The following is an 18,278-nucleotide window of genomic DNA, read 5'->3' as shown; positions in this document are numbered from 1 at the left end:
AATGTGATGTTGCATAAAATGATGATGAAATGTCTTTTTCAGGTGATGAAACGTTAGCCTTCATTCTAAGTCTTCTATTTTACGTTTCAGGGATAGTTTTGGCGGTCTCGGCCAAAATAGGGAACACTCATATAAAATCTATTTCTATATTTACATTCATAAAATCCCGGATATGAATAGGATTTCTACCATCAGGAAAAATATAGTGCGGAATAAGAAGATTCTTTCTACCATGAAGAGAAGGCTCGTGATCTGGGCGGTAGCAGTGGTCACTTTCTGTGTTTTTTCTTATCTTATTGACCCATTCGATCCCGTTTGGAAAGGATATCTGGAAGCTCCGCTGCAAATGATCCTGGAAGATGCCACATGGATTATCTTTTTTTCCATCATTATTTCAGAGGTAAGTATATTTATAGACAGGACCCTTAATAAACTGCTTCCCTGGAGAGACAGAACCATAAAACGACTGCTCATTCAGTGTTTACTGCAGATCGTAGGAAGTGTTATGATTGTGATTATTATTAATGCCATTGTAGACTGTACTTCATTGCAATTACCTGAGATGGATTCCCGCAAAGAATATACGCTTTTGGGGCAGTGGATTGCAACCAATATTGTAATATCTTTGATTATCAGCGCATTTAATACCGTGGATTATTTACTGGAAAACTGGAAAAAAACAGCTGTTGAAGCAGCTCAGCATAAGCTGAGGGCATCCAAACATAAGCAAGTAGCTATGGCGGCAGAGCTTCAGGCGCTCAAGCTTCAGATAGATCCCCATTTTATTTTCAATAACTTAAGTGTATTGTCAGAACTCATTCTGGAAGATCAGCAGCTAGGCTATGACTACTCGGAGAATTTTGCAAGAGTATACCGATACTTACTGGTCAACTCCAAAAAAGACATCATTGCAGTGGAAGAGGAGCTGAAATTTTTAGAATCCTATATCTTTCTGATTGAAAAAAGAATAGGTGAAGGAGTGGTGTTTACAATAGATGTTCAGGAAAAATACAAATCGATGTATACCCTTCCATTGTCTTTGCAGCTGCTGGTTGAAAATGCCATTAAGCATAATCAGACATCAAAGGCAAATCCTTTGGAAATAGAGGTTTACACCAATCCTGAAGGAGAGCTGGTGGTATCCAATACATTCCTGCCTTTGATCAATAAGCCCGATTCCTCTGGAGTGGGGCTTACCAATATCATTGCACGGTACGAAATTTTAGGATATCCTAAGCCTGTTATTGAAAAAACTGAAAATAAATTTATTGTAAAACTTCCATTGATATGAAGATTAATAAAATTTTAATAGTTGAGGATGAAAGGCCCAATGCCGATAGGTTGAAAAGACTGTTGCTGAAGTTAAGACCCCATATCGAAATTCTGTCTGTAGAAGATTCAATTACCTCAACGGTACATTGGCTGGAAAATAATGTGGTTCCGGATATTATTATGATGGATGTGCGCCTGGCAGATGGACTTAGCTTTGAAATATTTAATAAACATGAAATTAAAAGTGCTGTTATATTCACCACGGCATACGATGAATATGCAGTACAGGCATTTAAATACAACAGTGTAGATTACCTTCTGAAACCTATTGAAGAAGAAGAGTTGGATGCGGCTTTAAAACGCTATGAAACCTTTATGGATACTGTTCCGGTATTGGGAACAGCTATTGAAGGACTGCTGAATTATATCCAACCCAAAGATTACAGGAAACGTTTTCTGATTACTCACCGGGACGGATATAAAACCGTATTGGCAGAAGACATCTTATACTTTTATACTGAATTGGGAATCAGTAAAGCGATGCTGACTACCGGAGTGGTGGAAAACCTTCCCCAAACGTTGGAAGAACTGGAAAAACAGTTAGACCCGAAATTCTTTTTCCGCGCCAACAGACAGTTTATCATTCACATTGATTCTGTAAAACAAATTTTCAATCATTTTAATGGAAAACTGAAGTTGGAACTCAGAAAACAACCAGATATAGACGTGATTGTAAGCAGAGAAAAAGCCTCCATTTTCAAATCCTGGATGGATTATTAGTCAACAAAATAAGATAGAGTACATGAAGTTGCCTTTTCAGAGGGCAACTTTTATTGTTCTATAAGATCCATTATAAAAAATGATCTCCTCATAAAGTTTGAGGAGATCAGAAATATACATGTAAAAAGCAGATCAGTAAATTTACTTTTTTATGATTTAGCCTTTTAGCAATCTAGCCTTACAAAGGAATAGCATAACCCAAAGAAACAGTAAAACCTCTGTTTTTCACATCAACTCCTTTTTCATCAGAAATATTGCTTAATCCCAAGTTATACCTTCCGTCGATAATCATTTTACCAGGACCAGCCGGAATTGCTATACCGGCACCCATTTGTACACCGAAATCTATAGTCTTGGTTTTCCCATAGACCGCCTTTATTTTATCACTTTTCCCCATCAGGAAGCCAATAGAAGGACCTGCATTTACATACACCGGACCAAAACTGTATTTAGCCAATACCGGAACCTCAATATAATTGAAATTGTAAGTTTCGTTTCCGAAGCTGTTTTTAAACTTGGTTCCCTTGCTGATAAAGTTAACTTCTGGCTGTATGGAAAAATTTTTCACGCCTGTCTGTATATTTACCCCTAAACCTGCCTGGAAGGATATTTTGGATTTTTCTCCATTCACATTTTTAATAGACTGGTTGGCAAAGTTGATCCCCGCTTTAGGAATCAGTTCTATACCGGACTCTTTTTTCGTTTCCTTTGTCTGTTGTGCCTGTACTCCCAAACCGAATACAAGAGCGGTGATTGCTAAAAACTTTTTCATTTGATAAAAATTTAAATTAATAACTTATTTTTTGTTGTATTGATACTGCGAAATTATGCCCGTAAATACCCTGAGCCGAGAGTTTTAAATGTGAACCGTATAAATTTGAATCTCAACCGTATTTTTGAAATATTCAACCGAAAAAGAGTTTTTTTTATCGTTTTTATACGCTGAAATGCATGTTTTCTTTTCATTTTTAGTATGATACGCTTCACCTGCGATTAACGACACTTCACCCAACTTCTGAATGAATATCACTATAAGATGAAGTTATTTTGCTGCTGTAAAATTTAAAAACCAATGTTATGAATTACAGAAAAGGATATCTGGTACTTTCACTTACAGCTGCAGCGATATTGTACTCGTGTGGTTCGGGGAATGGCCAGGAAAATGCCCAGCAGATGCAGCAGGCTTTTCCAACAGATTTTATTCAGGTGAAATCCGGAGATGCAGATGTATCTACGGGATACCCTGGAAGCATAGAGGGGCAGGACAATGTAGATATTAAGGCACAGGTGACAGGTTATCTGGAGGCAGTATATATCAAAGAAGGACAGTATGTAAGTAAAGGACAGACCCTTTTCAGAATAAATCCATCGGTGTACAATGAGCAGGTAAATACCAATGCCGCAGCTTTGAAGTCAGCTTTGGCAGCCCAGGAAACAGCAAGACTTGAAGTTGAAAAACTAAAACCGTTGGTAGAAGGAAAAGTAGTTTCAGATATGCAGCTGAAAACAGCTCAGGCGAGTTACAAAGCGGCATCAGCACAGGTAGCTCAGGCACAGTCTTCTTTAGGATCATCAAAAATCAATGCCAACTTTACGTACATCAAGGCACCCGTTAGCGGATACATAGGAAGAATTCCGAATAGAGTAGGAAACCTCATCAGTCCGTCGGATGCATCTCCGTTGACAACACTTTCAAGCATAAACAGTGTCAATGTTTATTTCTCGATGAATGAGGCAGATTTTATTGCACACAGCAAAGCAGCAACTTCAGGAAATGCAGCAGAAGATGTAGAGCTTATCCTTGCAGATGGTTCCACCTATTCTCTTAAAGGAAAATTGGAAAACGCCAGTGGAAACTTCGATAGAAATACCGGAAGTATTCAGATGAAAGCTGTTTTCCAAAACCCGGATAAATTATTGAGATCCGGAGGAACAGCAAGAGTAATGATTCATAATGCACTGAACGGAGTGATCAAGATTCCAAAAGGATCCGTGAAAGACATTCAGGACAGGTTCTTTGTCTATAAACTGAACGGTAAAGACAAGGTGAAAATGACCCAGATTACCATTTCAGGAAGTACATCTCAGGATTACTTTGTAAAAGAAGGAGTGAATGCGGGAGATAAGATTGCCATCAACAGGATTGATGCTCTTACAGATGGTGCACAGGTTGCTGCCCAAACAGTTCCTTTGAAATAGTTGTATAACCATTCATAGAAAATTCAAAAATGTTAAAAAAGATAATAGACCGTCCGGTACTGGCGACAGTAATATCCCTTATCATTGTTATTTTAGGGATTATAGGATTAAACCAGCTGGCGGTAACCAGATTTCCGGATATTTCTCCACCTACAATCACTGTTTCAGGATCTTATCCGGGAGGGAATAGTGAGACTGTCATCCGTTCCGTGGTAACTCCGCTGGAAGAACAGATCAACGGAGTGGAAGATATGGAATATATGAAGTCTACTGCAAGTAATGACGGTACCTTCTCTATCTCCATTATATTCAAACAGGGGGTGAATGCCGATCAGGCAGCCGTAAATGTGCAGAACAGAGTACAGCAGGCCACTCCGATACTTCCGCAGGAGGTAGTGAGAATGGGGCTTACCACATCCAAACAGCAGAACAGTATGGTATTGATTTTCAATATTTATACTGAAGATAATAAACAATATGATGAAACCTTCCTGCAGAACTATGCAAATATCAACCTTATTCCACAGGTCAAAAGGGTAAAAGGAGTAGGACAGGCCATGGTTTTTGGATTGAAAGATTATTCCATGAGAATATGGCTTAATCCTCAGAAAATGTCTTCCTATGGACTTGAACCGGCCGATGTTTCCAGAGCAATAGCCGACCACAGTTTGGAATCTGCTCCGGGTAAATTGGGGGAAGAGTCAGATGCAGCCCTGGAATATGTTATTAGGTATAAAGGGAAAAAGAACAAGCCGGAACAATATGAGAATATCATTGTTAAAAATACCGGAAGTCAGGTCATCAGACTTAAAGACGTGGCCCGCGTAGAATTCGGGGCTATTTCGAACACAGGAGATAACCTTTCCAATGGGAAAAATGCGGTGACGGTAGCGATCATGCAAACCACAGGATCCAATGCCAATCAGATTGAAATAGGAGTAAACAAAGCCCTTGTTCAACTGTCAAAATCGTTCCCTCCGGGAATTAAATTTACGAATGTAATGAGTACCAAAGAAAGATTGGATGAAGCGACAGGACAGGTGAAATCTACCCTCATCGAAGCTTTTATTCTGGTATTTATCGTAGTATTTATCTTTTTACAGGATTTTAGATCTACCATTATTCCGGCAGTAGCTGTTCCGGTCGCCATTATTGGTACCTTCTTCTTCCTTTTGGTCTTAGGATTTACCATCAATGTACTGACGCTTTTTGCCCTTGTACTGGCGATCGGTATTGTAGTGGATGATGCCATTGTAGTCGTGGAAGCCGTCCACAGTAATATGGAAGGAACAGACCTTTCAGGACGAGAGGCTACCCACAAAGCGATGAGTGAGATCACAGGAGCGGTTATTTCCATTACATTGGTGATGTCGGCGGTATTTATTCCTATCGGATTTATGTCCGGTTCGGCAGGGTTATTCTATAAGCAGTTTGCCTATACATTGGCCATCGCAATTATTATTTCAGCGGTTAATGCACTGACTTTAACTCCGGCTTTATGTGCTGTATTTTTGAAAAACAACCACGCAGGAGAAGGTAAAAAACCGAAAGGATTCGGGCAAAGATTTGCGGTAGCATTCAATGCAGGGTTTAGTAATATGACCAATCGCTATGCGAAAGGAGTTCGTTTTTTAATCGGACGAAAATGGATTGCAGGAGGATTGGTGATCGCTATTATCGGTGTTGCAGGATGGCTGATGTCAAGCACGCCTAAAAGCTTTGTACCGATGGAAGATGATGGATTCTTCATGTATACCTTAAGTATGCCTCCGGGAACGGCATTGACAAAAACTACGGAAGTTTCCAATAAGATCAATGAAATCTTAAAAGGAGTAGATGCCGTGAAGGAAAATACATCAATTACAGGATACAATCTTCTTAGTAACAGTGCAGGACCGGCTTACGCGATGGGATTTGTTAAGCTGAAACCTAAAAAAGAAAGAGGTGAAGTTCAGGATATCCAGGCGGTTGTAGATATGGCCAATGAAAAGTTGGGTGTCATCAAGGAAGGAAGTGTAATGACCTTCAGAATGCCTCCGGTAGAAGGATATGGAATGACGAATGATGCCGAAATTGTACTTCAGGACCGTATGGGTAGAGATCCTCAGGTTCTTAAAGCCAAAGCAGACGAACTGATCGGTCAGCTGATGAAGGTTCCGGAAGTGGGATTCGCCTACACGATGTTCAGAGCAGATTACCCTCAGATGGAGCTTGAAGTGAATGAAGATAAAGCAAAACAGCTGGGAGTAAGTATTTCAAACCTATTGGGAACTGTTCAGACCTATTTCTCAGGAGACCAGTCTCAGAATTTCTCAAGATTCGGAAAGTTCTACAGAGTCAATATTAAAGCGGACGGAGTTTTCAGAATGGATGAGCAGGCATTCAATGATATTTTCGTAAAGAATGACAAAGGAAATATGGTACCAGTGAATACACTGATCACTTTGAAAAAAGTCTACGGTCCGGAATCCGTTCAGCGTTATAATCTTTACAACTCATTAAATATCAACGTGTCTCCAAAACCAGGAGTAAGTAACGGAGAATTAATGGGTAAGCTGGAGCAGACATTAAGCAAACTACCTTCTGACTACAGTTACGAATGGACTGGATTGAGTTTGGAAGAGAAATCTGCAGGAAATCAAACGATTGCCATCTTTGGATTATGCTTACTATTCGTATACCTGCTGCTGGCAGCACAATATGAAAGTTATATTCTTCCTCTGGCCGTAATGCTTTCCATTCCGACAGGTATTGTAGGGGCATTCTTAGGAATAAAAGCAATTGGACTGGATAATAATATCTATGTACAGGTAGGATTGATCATGCTTATTGGTCTCTTGGCCAAGAATGCCATCCTTATTGTAGAGTTTGCCATTCAAAGGAGAAAATCAGGACTTTCGATTCTGGATTCTGCACTGGAAGGAGCAAAAGCAAGATTACGTCCGATCATCATGACTTCACTGGCCTTTATTGTAGGGATGATTCCGCTGATGATTTCCACAGGAGGGATGGCTTCAGGAAACAAATCCATCAGTACAAGTGCGGCAATGGGAATGCTGAGTGGAGTGGTTTTAGGAGTTTTTGTAATTCCTGTACTATACATGTTCTTTCAGTATCTGGATGAGAAATTCTCTGCCAAAAAGAAGTATAATACGACAGAAAATCAATTGACAAATGAGAATATTTAATATAAAGAATTTCCTTATTTCAGGCGCAATGGCATCACTGCTGATGTCTTGTGCCGTAGGGAAAAAATATACAAGAACAGATCTTCAGGTTCCCGAAACATACAAAGAATCTGTACAGGTAACGGGAGATACAGTAGTGCTGCCGTGGAAGACCTTTTTCAAAGATCCTAAACTGATAGGATTAATAGATAAAGCCCTTTCCAGAAATAACGAAGTAAATGTAGCGCTGAAAAATATAGAACAGCTGGATCTGATTTATAAGCAAGCCAAGCTGGGATTGATGCCAACACTGGATTTCACTGCGGGAGCCAACAGAAGCTGGGCTTCTCCCAATACGCTTAACGGCTCTCTTAACGAACAGTTTGTAGGGACAAAATACATAGATGATTTTAGTGCTGCGTTGAAACTTTCCTGGGAAGTAGATATTTGGGGGAAAGCTAAAATGCAAAAGGAGTCTGCTGCTGCAGAATATTTTGGTCAAAAAGAAAACTTAAATGCCATCAAAAGCAGAATTGTTGTTCAGGTAGCACAGGCTTATTACAACCTTATAAGTCTGGATGAACAGCTGAAAATCGCTGAACAGAATATTGAATTGAGTGATAATACTCTTAGAATGATGAACCTTCAGTTTAAGGCAGGACAGATTAATTCATTGGCCATTCAGCAGTCAGAAGCACAAAAGAAAACAGCTGAACTGCTGATTCCTTTGGCGAAACAGAATATTTCTATCCAGGAAAATGCTTTGAGTATTCTTTGCGGAGGATATCCAACCCAGATAGAAAGAGAAGGAAATCTGAAAACAATGATTCCTGAAAATAAGCTGTCAGAAGGCTTACCGGCACAACTGCTGAGCCGAAGACCGGATCTGAAAGTGGCAGAATTTAACGTAATCAGTTTAAATTCTAAAACCGGACTGGCAAAAGCAGCAATGTACCCAAGTATCAGTCTGAGTCCGCAGATAGGCGTGAATTCCAACAAATTCAGCTCGTGGTTTGATATTCCGGGATCCATTACCAAAGCAATAGCTGCGAATTTAGCGGCTCCGATTTTTCAGAAAAAACAACTGAGAACAGCTTACGAAACTGCTTTGATTGAACAGGAAAAAGCAGGCATCAATTTTAAACAATCTGTAATGACTGCTGTGGGAGAAGTTTCGGATGCGATGGCGAAGTCTAAAGGTTCTTCGGAAAGGCTTCAGCTTTTAGACCAGAGAACAGCCATTCTGGACAAAGGAATCAATGATGCGCTTAAGCTGTATAAAAGCGGTATGGCCACCTATCTTGAAGTAATCACAGCGCAGAATAATAAACTTCAGAATGATCTGGAATCCATTAATGTAACCCTTGAAAGACTAAATGCTGAGGTAGACCTCTACAGAGCACTTGGCGGAGGAGTACAGTAAAATGTAAATGATAAATAATAAAAGGAAGCTATGTGATGTAGCTTCCTTTTTGTTATTGCTGAGGGTAAATAAAATAAAATTTTCACATCAGGTCCGGAATTTGCAGAGAAGTGATGAAATTTTATCTCCATAAGATCAATTGGTTATGAAAAAAAAACATCTTTTTTTCAAGAAATCATGCAAGATTTTTAGAAAGAGAGATTTATATAGATGAGTACTCGAAAATAATTAATGTTTAACGAAAAAGTAATGCAATGAAAAAATTGACAGTACCCCGATTTTTTATAACAGTTTTAATGGTTTTAGCAGGATTTGCCCTATCCGCATGCAATGATAATGAAGGTCCGGATATTCCACCTGTAAAAATGGAAAATTTACCAGGAAATTATAAAGGAAAGCTGGTTATAGTACAGGGAAATAGCAAAAGAGAAGGAGTAAAAGAGTTTAAAGTAAAAAAAGATACCATCTCATTCGCTGAATTTCCTATCGAAGAAATTGTAAAAACAGTAGTGAAAAACCCGGTAAAAGCGGAAGCTGCATTAAAAGCAATGGCAAAAGTGAAGTATGATCTAAAATATGCAGCAGTGATCAATACAGCGAATAATGTAATTGAGCTGACTTTAGCACCAAAAGCTTTGGAACTTCAGATTCCTGTAGATGGTGTTAATAAAAAGACGGTTGTAGAATTCGTCTCTAAGCAAAAAGGATATTATGTAGGACTGGATCAATCGCTGAGGTTTGCTGTCACAGCAGAAAAGATTACCGTAGATGGTACGTTGATTACACCATATGAGGTTATTAATTATAATTTTCCTTTCTGTATAAAAAATTAATTAATAGATATTATCATCAATGGATTGCACTTTATTAATAAGATGCAATCTATTTTTGCTTGACAGTTTTATAACATCCACTGGATACGGCGGCAGCATATATGGAAGAAAGTAAAGAACAGATTTTGGTAAAGCATCTCCTGAAGAAGGAGGAAGCTGCCTGGAAAGAGCTTTTTGGAGCTTATTCCAGAAATCTGTCCTATGTATGCTCTCGTTATGTAGCGGAGAAAGAAGATGTTCATGATGTACTCCAAAACAGTTTTATCAAAATGTTCCGGTCGATAGAATCTTTTGAGTACAGAGGAAGTGGTTCTTTAAAAGCCTGGATGACTCGTATCACCATCAATGAATCGTTGAAGCATATAAAACAGAAGGGCGATTTTAAATCTGCTGTTGAAGTAGATGATCTTCCGGACATTCCCAATGAAGAAGAACCGGATTTTGAAGAGATTCCGCGTGATGATATTATGATGATGATCAAAGCTCTTCCTGAAGGGTACAGAACTGTTTTTAACCTGTATGTGTTTGAGAAAAAAAGCCATAAAGAGATTGCCGGGCTGCTGGGGATTGCAGAAAACTCTTCTGCATCTCAGTTTCACCGTGCAAAAGGACTGCTTGTTCAGAAAATAAAAGAATTTAAAATGTCAAAAAAAGCACAATATGAATAACGAGTGGCTAAATAACCTGCGAAGCAGAATGGATGACCATGAAGAGGACGTTCCGGAAGGGTTGTGGGATGACATCAAAGATGAATTATTCTCCGGGGAAGAAAAGAACAGCATTCCCGGATTTATTCCAGAAATTCATGAAGGGGGAGTGAAGAAAAAAGAAAAGATAGCCGGTGCAGGAAGAAAATCTTTATTCTATCGTATAGGAGGTATTGCTGCTGCTATTGCATTGTTGTTTTTACTGACGAAAATAGGACCACAGAATGACACAGATACAGAGAAAACCTTGTCTCAGAAGCCGGAAGATGTGGAAAAAGCAAAAGGAAGCAATTCTTTAAAACCTATAGAAACTGAGAGTATTTCAAGCAGTGAAGTGAAATCAGGGCCAGATGCTTTTTTAGCCGACAATATGCTGGATGCAAAAGTTCCGCAGAAAATTTTAACCCAAAGATATTCTAATAGCCGAGAAGGAAATGAAGCCGGAAATAATCAGAATGTTCAGGATCTCTTCAGGCTTTCGACAGGAGCAGAGTCTTTTCAGCAGGAAAATAAGATGGCTCAGAAAACAGCTCCTACTGAGGATACAGTAAAAGAAGCGGTTGGAGAAAAGGAAACCGATGCGACTCCTTTTCAACAGGAGAAACCAAAGGAAGTATATGCTGAAAACGCCAAGCGTAATACTGGGAAATCCCGTGATAAAAAGTCCTGGATGCTGAGTATGCTTACAGGAAATGTTGCTTCCAACTCTGCAGAACAGCAGTTTCCGGGGTATGCTTCGATGACGGGAAAAGCAATGAATGTTGAGCAGTTGTGGAGTACTGCCGAATATAATGACGATCCTCTGACAGCAATATTCCTGGCGAACCAGAGTCAGCCGGTAGAAGCGAGAATCAGGCATAAAATACCTGTGACATTCGGATTATCCCTTTACTACAATTTGGGGAAAAGATGGGGAATAGGGACAGGTCTGAATTACACGAAACTGGCTTCTGAGCTGCATTCGGGAAGTGATAACAACTATATAAAAGGAGACCAGACCGTTCATTATATAGGAATTCCTGTTCAGGTCAACTACAATGTTATTCAGAAAGGAAGATTTACAGGATATGTTACGGGAGGAGCACTCATAGAGAAACCCGTATCAGGAAGCATCACAACGACTTATGTTGTCAACGATGAAATAAAAGAATCCTCGAAGGAAAGTCTGGACCACAAACCCTTACAGTTTTCTGTCAATACAGCAGTAGGATTTCAGCTGAAGATCATTGATAAAGTTGGAGTTTATGCAGAGCCGGGAATAGGATATCATTTTAAGGAAGAAGAAGCTCCCAATACAATTTATAAAGAGAAACCGCTTCATTTTAATATGAAATTCGGAATCAGAGTGCTGTTGGATTGAATGTAGATGATTTTATTATAACACCAAACTTAATAATCTATATATGAAAACAAAGCTAATTTTTTTAGTGGTTTTATTATTCACTATTTTGAATGTAAAAGCACAATGTACCCCTACACTTACCAGCCCGAGATTAGGGCAAAAATACCCTGGAACGATTTTATTCTGTGATACGGAAGATGAGATACTTTCCATTACACAGACTTACGCCAGTTACCAATGGTATAAACAGGAATGGACCTGGCAGACCCCCAATAACAACCCTTGGGTGCTCATTCCGGGGGCTACCTCACAACAGCTAACCATCAATGGGAATGATCAGCTGAATTATTTTAAAGTAGTGGTTACAGAGGGAGACTGTACGGCAGAAAGTACTGCAGCAATGGCAGATGGTTTTGTATATGGTCTTCCGGCTATGATGACGACTTATACTCCCGGAACGTATGAGGAAAATGGAGGAATAGTGAATGTATGCAACGGTGCTTCTGTACAGTTTGACAATATCTTTCCTGTAGTATATGGCAAGCATACCTGGTTCAGATGTGTCCCAGGCAGTAATCCTCCGGTTGCGGGAGATACCTGCATTATTCCTGGCGTAATAGGAGATACCTATGTAGCAACAACTTCAGGGAAATATGGATTTTATGCCTGTACAGAATACTGCCCGGATCAATGTCAGATGTTAGACCCCTTCGCTTTTGTAGAGGTGAATTTTGGAAACTGGGAATTCTGCAGCAATCTGGGAACAGGAGAGACAAAAATTAAAGATAACAATCTGAAAATCTACCCGAATCCTACCGCACAGCACCTTTATATTGGGAAAGAATCCGATAAAGTTTATAAAGAAGTTACCATTATAGACATGTCCGGAAAGCTGGTTTTGAAGAAAAATGACCACCGATATAATCAGGCGATTGATGTGAGCCAGTTGGTGCCGGGAAATTATATCATTATTTCCAAAAGCGCAGATGGAAGTGAATACAAAAATAGATTTATAAAGAAATAGGATTATAGAATCTGAAGATGTTTAAAGATTGATTGTGGGAAGGAAGAATGGATGTCAAAGGAGGATGTTCCTTGTATTGAAGAAGGACTAAAGTATTTTTATTCTGGTACTTTACACTCAATAGATAAAGTTCATCCTTGTTAATCTAAGACGGTCATAATTACCCCCAAAGGAGCCCTCTTTTTGGCATCCGTCTTCCTGACTTACATTTTTTTATGCAAAATTCAGATAAAGAATCTTTTCGTTAGTTTTAATAATGGTTGGATCGGTACAAATAAATTTGTACCGATTTTTTATTTCACCCCATTGAAATCAGCTTTCCATGGAAAATTTTGATAGGATTTCTTGACTAAAAATACCTGCCTGTTCTCGTCAATAAAATAAAATTTTAGAAATTTTCAGAAAAATAATTTGATAAAAAAACATATAAATGATAAAAATTGTAACTTTGTTTTGTTGAAAACTTATAACAAAAATATTGGTCACATCCTTATCCTGTGCTTGGTGCTTTTCTTAGTGCCGACTTTGAGTTTTGGCTGTACCAAGAAAAATGTAAAAAAGGATGAAACCTTAGGTTATAAGTGTCAAACCAGAACATTTTCCGATAAATTCTGCTGCCAGCCTGGTTTTTGTAAAAAAGACAGAGACCATAATGACTGCAATGGCAAATGCAAACACAATTCTTGCCGATGCGGAACCGTGATCTCATTAACAGGGCTTCCTGTGATGTCCGATCTAAAAATTAAAAATCATTTTATAGAAGAAAAGAAACTTAAATTTAGTTTCAGCCAAACCTATTATTCTTCAGGTTTTTCTTCCATCTGGCAACCTCCCAAAATAGGGTAACTCCTGGTTTAGCAGCCAGAAATACGTCTTGTCGAAAGCAAAATTTTTGTTTTCGGACAATCTATTGTACTCCAATTCTTAATTTTTAAAAATCAAAAAGTGAAATCAATATCAAAAATATTGGTGGTAATCACGGTATTACTATCATACACCCTAAGTTTTGCACAGATAAAAAATGTAAAGACATCAACCATAAAAGTATATGGCAACTGCGACATGTGTAAAACCAATATCGAAAAAGCAGGTAATCTAAAGAACATTTCATCCGTGGTATGGAATGAAGATACCAAAATGGCTACGCTGAACTATGACATTAAAAAAACGAATGAAGATGAAATCCTCAAGCGCATTGCTTTGGCCGGTTATGACAGCGAAAAATTCTTAGCTCCGGATGATGCCTACAATAAATTAGCAGGCTGCTGCCAATACAAAAGAGAGCTAAAACCTGCCCGCGTGGATAAAGATCAGGGAATGGATATGAATAATGATCATAGCAAAATGAGCCAGCCCAATAGCTCTGAAAACAAGAATGCTTCCCAGCTTAGTGCGGTTTTCGACAATTATTTTGCCTTAAAAGATGCTCTTGTAAATACTGATGCAGCAACCTCATCTGCAAAAGCCACCTCTTTGGTAAAAGCGATCCAGAATGTTGAAATGAGTAAGCTTTCCAATGAAGAACACACCGTTTGGATGAAGGTTTTAAAAGAACTTACAACACAGGCAGAAAAGATGACAGCCATTAAAGATATCTCAAAACAGAGAGACACTTTTGCGCTTCTGTCTGAAAATATCTATGCCCTTACTAAAGTTTCAAAACAGGACAAACCTGTTTATTATCAGCATTGTCCAATGTTTAATAATGGAAAAGGAGCGAACTGGCTTAGTAAAGAAGAAGCGATCAAAAATCCGTTTTACGGTTCCAAAATGCTTACCTGTGGAAGTACTCAGGAAACGATTAACAACAAATAATAAAGAACTTAATAAGTAAATATCAATACAATGAAAAATATAATCTTATCAATCATCATATCAACAAGTGCCGCATTAACAGTAGTTTCCTGCAAAAAGTCTCCAAATAAAAACAGTGAACTAAAGACGCAGGACAGCACATCCATATCTGAAACAAAGACATTACCATTACACGATTCAGCTGCTTCTACTGAACCCGTAAGCGCCCCTGTTCAGAAAGCTGAAACGGTTAAAACAGAGGCTCAATCCCAAAGCTTTACCATTGACCCTATTATTAAAGACTATTTAGCCCTTAAAAATGCATTAATAGCCGATAATGACAAAGGGGCGTCCAATGCAGGAAAGCAATTGCTGAATACCTTAAAGAATGTAGATGTTAAAAACATTCCTTCCGGAAAGCAAAAAGAATATAAAGAAATAGCAGATGACGCCAGAGAAAATGCTGAACATATCAGTGATAATGCAGGAAAGATTGACCATCAGCGAGAGCATCTGGCTTTTTTAAGTAAAGATGTTTCAGACCTTGTTACCTTATTTGGAAGCTCACAAAAGCTGTATCAGGATCATTGCCCAATGTTTAATGACGGTAAAGGAGCGATATGGATCAGTGAAACCAAAGCGATTAAAAATCCATACTATGGAAATCAGATGCTAAACTGTGGTTCTGTGAAAAAAGAGTTCTGAAAATGAAACAAATACTAAAAAGAATTTTGGTATTTGTTCTGTTCATTTTTATTGCAATACAACTGTATCAGCCTGCCCTAAATCTAGATAAAGGGGAGGCTGTTACAAAAGATTTTACAAGGGTTTATAAAATGCCGGATGAAGTAGAAACTTTGTTTCGGCATTCATGCTATGACTGTCATAGTAACAATACCGAGTACGCCTGGTACGATTACATACAGCCCGGAAGAACACTTGTAGAAAATCACATTAAAGAGGCAAAAGATGACCTGAATTTCAGCGAATGGGATACCTATTCAAGCCGAAAGCAGGAAAGATTGCTGAATTCAATAAAAGAACAGATTGTAAACAGAAAAATGCCATTGTCATCATATACTCTAATGCACAGAAAAGCAAAGCTGAGTGATGACGAAATTAAAAAGATAACCGATTGGTTAAACGCACAGAACAAAGTTTATGAATAAAAATAGTACAATGAATATACCTCATAATATCACGATAAGACTACTTCAGGCAGTTTTGATCCTCTTCTGCTGGCAGGGTATTTTTGCACAAAAAGTAGTACGATATGAGTTGTATGTAAAAGATACCCTGGTCAATTATGCCGGGAAGGAAAAAAGAGCCATATCCCGTCAACGGACAGATCCCAATGCCTACTCTTACCTTTACAGAAGGAGATACCGCAGAGATTGTGGTGCACAATCAGTTGAAGGAGAGTACATCATTACACTGGCATGGAATATTTTTACCCAATAAAGAAGATGGAGTGCCATGGCTCACCCAAAAACCTATAAAGGCAGGGGCCACCTATACCTATCGTTTCCCAATTATTCAGCATGGAACACACTGGTACCATTCACATTCCGGGCTTCAGGAACAGATTGGGATGTATGGAAGTTTCATCATGAAAAAAAGAGACGATGACAAAACTTTCAGAAAAGGAATTGATGACCTGCCGACAGTTCCCATTATTTTAAGCGAATGGACCAATCTGAACCCTGACAATATCAACAGGATGCTGCATAACGCCAATGACTGGGCTGCCATTAAGAAAAATGCGACACAGTCTTATGTAGAAGCCATTAAAGAAGGACATCTTAAAACAAAGCTTACCAATGAGTGGAAACGTATGCTGGCAATGGATGTAAGTGATGTGTATTATGATAAAGTGTTAATCAATGGAAACAACAGCACAGATTTAAAAATCGTAGATGGTAAAAAACTGAAAGCGGGAGATAAAGTACGGCTAAGAATATCAAACGGCGGCGCTTCCTCCTATTTTTGGTTACGCTATGCCGGAGGTAAAATTACCGTTGTTGCCAATGATGGTAATGACGTGGAACCTGTAGAAGTAGATAGGCTGATTATTGCTGTTTCTGAAACCTATGATATTGTGGTAACAATTCCTCAGGATGGTGTTGCCTATGAATTTTTAGCCACCACAGAAGACAGAACCCAGTCCGCAAGCTACTTCGTAGGGAATGGTATAAAACAGCTCATTTCTCCTCTTCCCAAACTTAAATATTTTGAAGGAATGAAAATGATGAATGATATGATGAAAATGAACGGGGATCTCAATGATATGGGCATGAAAATGAGCCTCAACCAAATGGATATGAATGTGGTCATGTATCCTGAGATCACCGGAGACGGCAGTAAGAAGGTAGATCACAGTCAGCACAATATGAATGCAGATAAAGGAATGGATAAGGAAATGAACATGGACAGCAACAGGTATAATGCCAATGCTTTAGGCAGCATCAAGACCTTGAATTATGCCATGCTTCAGTCTCCTTATAATACTGAACTTCCCAAAAATGCTCCGGTAAAAGAATTAAAATTTACCCTCACCGGAAATATGAACCGTTATGTATGGAGCATGGACAATAAAATCTTATCAGAAACCGATAAAATTCCTGTAAAGAAGGGAGAGATATTGCGGATTACCATCTATAATAATTCCATGATGAGACATCCGATGCATTTACATGGCTTTGATTTCAGAGTGATTAACGGCAAAGGAGAGAAGTCTCCCCTGAAAAATGTACTGGATGTGATGCCAATGGAAACCGATACGATCGAATTTCTGGCCAATGAAGAAGGTGACTGGTTCTTCCATTGCCACATTCTGTATCATATGATGGCTGGAATGAACAGGGTTTTTGCGGTGGATGATTATAAAAATCCTTATTTACCAGACAAAAAAGAAGCGTATAATATGCTTCAGAAAGAAAGCAATATGCCCCATTTCATGATTCAGAACGATTTTGCAACCAATGGAAATGATGGAGATGCCATGCTTCAGAATGCAAGATGGAACCTCTCTACAGAATGGCGTTTGGGATACAATGATATGCATGGATATGAAGTAGAAACCCACCTGGGAAGATACATCGGAAAAATGCAGTGGTTCATGCCGTTTGTGGGATTTGATTTCCGTTATAGAAAAATGGGAATGGATGAACAGGAGAAAAATATCTTTGGCCAAAAGAACGAAAAAGACACCCGAAGAGCGGTCAGCTTAGGTTTTATATACACCCTTCCGATGTTGGTCAACTTTCAGGCAGAAGTATATCATGATGGGATCGTTCGTTTACAGTTGATGAGAGAAGATATTCCAATATCAAAACGATTGAGAGGAGGCTTTATGGTGAATACCGACAAAGAATACATGACCGAACTAAAGTATATTCTTAATAAAAATGTAAGTATTCGTGCCCACTATGACAGTGATATGGGATGGGGAGCCGGAATTTCTTTAGCGTATTAAATGATTTTTATAAGAAAAGATTCACAATTATTCAATTACAGGAAGCAGCTATAAACAAGCTGCTTCTTTCTTTTAAACTATAGGATGAATATTCTCTAGCAGGATGTTTTGTTCTTCATATGACTTTTTTCATACGGATAAGATAGAGTATCGCGATGTTTTTATATTGATAACTGAATGTAAGCTTGTTACGGTTTGAAGGGAAAATTATATATAAATAACTATTAATTATAATTAGAACAATTAAAAATAAAACCCTTTT

15 protein-coding genes are annotated in these 18,278 nt (G+C 38.6%); 14 read left to right on the top strand and 1 reads right to left on the bottom strand.

Features of this window, described 5'->3' with window-relative positions:
• The first annotated feature begins 172 nt into the window (after positions 1 to 172).
• Both C1634_RS02325 and C1634_RS02320 read left to right on the top strand, forming a co-directional pair.
• On the top strand, positions 173 to 1,291 hold the full coding sequence (locus C1634_RS02325; RefSeq protein WP_103231152.1) for a sensor histidine kinase: 1,119 nt from the start codon (positions 173 to 175) through the stop codon (positions 1,289 to 1,291).
• Positions 1,288 to 2,052 carry a LytR/AlgR family response regulator transcription factor gene (locus C1634_RS02320; protein ID WP_109737841.1) on the top strand — a complete coding sequence of 255 codons (765 nt, stop codon included), beginning with the start codon at positions 1,288 to 1,290 and terminating at the stop codon, positions 2,050 to 2,052. Before C1634_RS02325 ends, C1634_RS02320 begins: the two co-directional genes overlap by 4 nt.
• A gap of 178 nt (positions 2,053 to 2,230) precedes the next feature.
• On the opposite strand, the gene C1634_RS02315 is transcribed toward C1634_RS02320, so the two are convergent.
• On the bottom strand, positions 2,231 to 2,824 hold the full coding sequence (locus tag C1634_RS02315) for a porin family protein (protein ID WP_103231153.1): 594 nt from the start codon (positions 2,822 to 2,824) through the stop codon (positions 2,231 to 2,233).
• Between the two features lie 305 nt (positions 2,825 to 3,129).
• Here C1634_RS02315 and C1634_RS02310 point away from each other — a divergent pair, with 305 nt between their 5' ends.
• The 12 genes from C1634_RS02310 (at position 3,130) to C1634_RS02255 (ending at position 18,016) form a co-directional block, all read left to right on the top strand.
• Positions 3,130 to 4,251, top strand: coding sequence for an efflux RND transporter periplasmic adaptor subunit (locus C1634_RS02310; RefSeq protein ID WP_103231154.1), 1,122 nt, complete (start codon positions 3,130 to 3,132; stop codon positions 4,249 to 4,251).
• 29 nt (positions 4,252 to 4,280) lie between these two features.
• Positions 4,281 to 7,439: an efflux RND transporter permease subunit gene (locus C1634_RS02305; protein WP_103231155.1), complete on the top strand. Its 3,159-nt coding sequence runs from the start codon at positions 4,281 to 4,283 to the stop codon at positions 7,437 to 7,439.
• Entirely contained in the window at positions 7,426 to 8,841 is a 1,416-nt protein-coding gene (locus C1634_RS02300; RefSeq protein ID WP_103231156.1) for an efflux transporter outer membrane subunit, read from the top strand. The genes C1634_RS02305 and C1634_RS02300 overlap by 14 nt, the downstream gene beginning before the upstream one ends.
• A gap of 254 nt (positions 8,842 to 9,095) precedes the next feature.
• A complete protein-coding gene (locus tag C1634_RS02295; RefSeq protein WP_103231157.1) occupies positions 9,096 to 9,674 on the top strand; it encodes a DUF4840 domain-containing protein in 579 nt (192 codons plus the stop codon).
• Positions 9,675 to 9,775: 101 nt separating this feature from the next.
• Positions 9,776 to 10,342, top strand: coding sequence for an RNA polymerase sigma factor (locus C1634_RS02290; RefSeq protein ID WP_103231158.1), 567 nt, complete (start codon positions 9,776 to 9,778; stop codon positions 10,340 to 10,342).
• Positions 10,335 to 11,741 (top strand): porin family protein, encoded by a 1,407-nt coding sequence (locus C1634_RS02285; protein WP_103231159.1) that lies wholly within the window; start codon positions 10,335 to 10,337, stop codon positions 11,739 to 11,741. Before C1634_RS02290 ends, C1634_RS02285 begins: the two co-directional genes overlap by 8 nt.
• A gap of 43 nt (positions 11,742 to 11,784) precedes the next feature.
• The gene (locus C1634_RS02280) at positions 11,785 to 12,747 is read left to right on the top strand and encodes a T9SS type A sorting domain-containing protein (RefSeq protein WP_103231160.1); all 963 of its coding nucleotides are present in this window, start codon (positions 11,785 to 11,787) and stop codon (positions 12,745 to 12,747) included.
• Between the two features lie 945 nt (positions 12,748 to 13,692).
• Entirely contained in the window at positions 13,693 to 14,562 is an 870-nt protein-coding gene (locus C1634_RS02270) for a DUF3347 domain-containing protein (RefSeq protein WP_103231162.1), read from the top strand.
• 30 nt (positions 14,563 to 14,592) lie between these two features.
• On the top strand, positions 14,593 to 15,246 hold the full coding sequence (locus C1634_RS02265; protein ID WP_103231163.1) for a DUF3347 domain-containing protein: 654 nt from the start codon (positions 14,593 to 14,595) through the stop codon (positions 15,244 to 15,246).
• 2 nt (positions 15,247 to 15,248) lie between these two features.
• Positions 15,249 to 15,710, top strand: a complete 462-nt coding sequence (locus tag C1634_RS02260) for a heme-binding domain-containing protein (protein ID WP_103231164.1) — start codon at positions 15,249 to 15,251, stop codon at positions 15,708 to 15,710.
• A gap of 10 nt (positions 15,711 to 15,720) precedes the next feature.
• Entirely contained in the window at positions 15,721 to 16,002 is a 282-nt protein-coding gene (locus C1634_RS26495) for a hypothetical protein (RefSeq protein ID WP_394337092.1), read from the top strand.
• On the top strand, positions 15,896 to 18,016 hold the full coding sequence (locus C1634_RS02255) for a multicopper oxidase family protein (protein WP_394337091.1): 2,121 nt from the start codon (positions 15,896 to 15,898) through the stop codon (positions 18,014 to 18,016). Before C1634_RS26495 ends, C1634_RS02255 begins: the two co-directional genes overlap by 107 nt.
• Positions 18,017 to 18,278 lie beyond the last annotated feature (262 nt).

Origin of the sequence: Chryseobacterium viscerum (assembly GCF_002899945.2) — a bacterium.
Lineage (GTDB): Bacteria > Bacteroidota > Bacteroidia > Flavobacteriales > Weeksellaceae > Chryseobacterium > Chryseobacterium viscerum.
This window is presented reverse-complemented; position numbering and strand designations above follow the sequence as displayed.

Bases quoted from the DNA above. Each gene is read 5' to 3' on its own strand.
- C1634_RS02325 (WP_103231152.1), top strand. From the start codon at position 173: ATGAATAGGATTTCTACCATCAGGAAAAATATAGTGCGGAATAAGAAG.
- C1634_RS02320 (WP_109737841.1), top strand. From the start codon at position 1,288: ATGAAGATTAATAAAATTTTAATAGTTGAGGATGAAAGGCCCAATGCC.
- C1634_RS02315 (WP_103231153.1), bottom strand. From the start codon at position 2,824: ATGAAAAAGTTTTTAGCAATCACCGCTCTTGTATTCGGTTTGGGAGTA.
- C1634_RS02310 (WP_103231154.1), top strand. From the start codon at position 3,130: ATGAATTACAGAAAAGGATATCTGGTACTTTCACTTACAGCTGCAGCG.
- C1634_RS02305 (WP_103231155.1), top strand. From the start codon at position 4,281: ATGTTAAAAAAGATAATAGACCGTCCGGTACTGGCGACAGTAATATCC.
- C1634_RS02300 (WP_103231156.1), top strand. From the start codon at position 7,426: ATGAGAATATTTAATATAAAGAATTTCCTTATTTCAGGCGCAATGGCA.
- C1634_RS02295 (WP_103231157.1), top strand. From the start codon at position 9,096: ATGAAAAAATTGACAGTACCCCGATTTTTTATAACAGTTTTAATGGTT.
- C1634_RS02290 (WP_103231158.1), top strand. From the start codon at position 9,776: ATGGAAGAAAGTAAAGAACAGATTTTGGTAAAGCATCTCCTGAAGAAG.
- C1634_RS02285 (WP_103231159.1), top strand. From the start codon at position 10,335: ATGAATAACGAGTGGCTAAATAACCTGCGAAGCAGAATGGATGACCAT.
- C1634_RS02280 (WP_103231160.1), top strand. From the start codon at position 11,785: ATGAAAACAAAGCTAATTTTTTTAGTGGTTTTATTATTCACTATTTTG.
- C1634_RS02265 (WP_103231163.1), top strand. From the start codon at position 14,593: ATGAAAAATATAATCTTATCAATCATCATATCAACAAGTGCCGCATTA.
- C1634_RS02260 (WP_103231164.1), top strand. From the start codon at position 15,249: ATGAAACAAATACTAAAAAGAATTTTGGTATTTGTTCTGTTCATTTTT.
- C1634_RS26495 (WP_394337092.1), top strand. From the start codon at position 15,721: ATGAATATACCTCATAATATCACGATAAGACTACTTCAGGCAGTTTTG.
- C1634_RS02255 (WP_394337091.1), top strand. From the start codon at position 15,896: ATGCCTACTCTTACCTTTACAGAAGGAGATACCGCAGAGATTGTGGTG.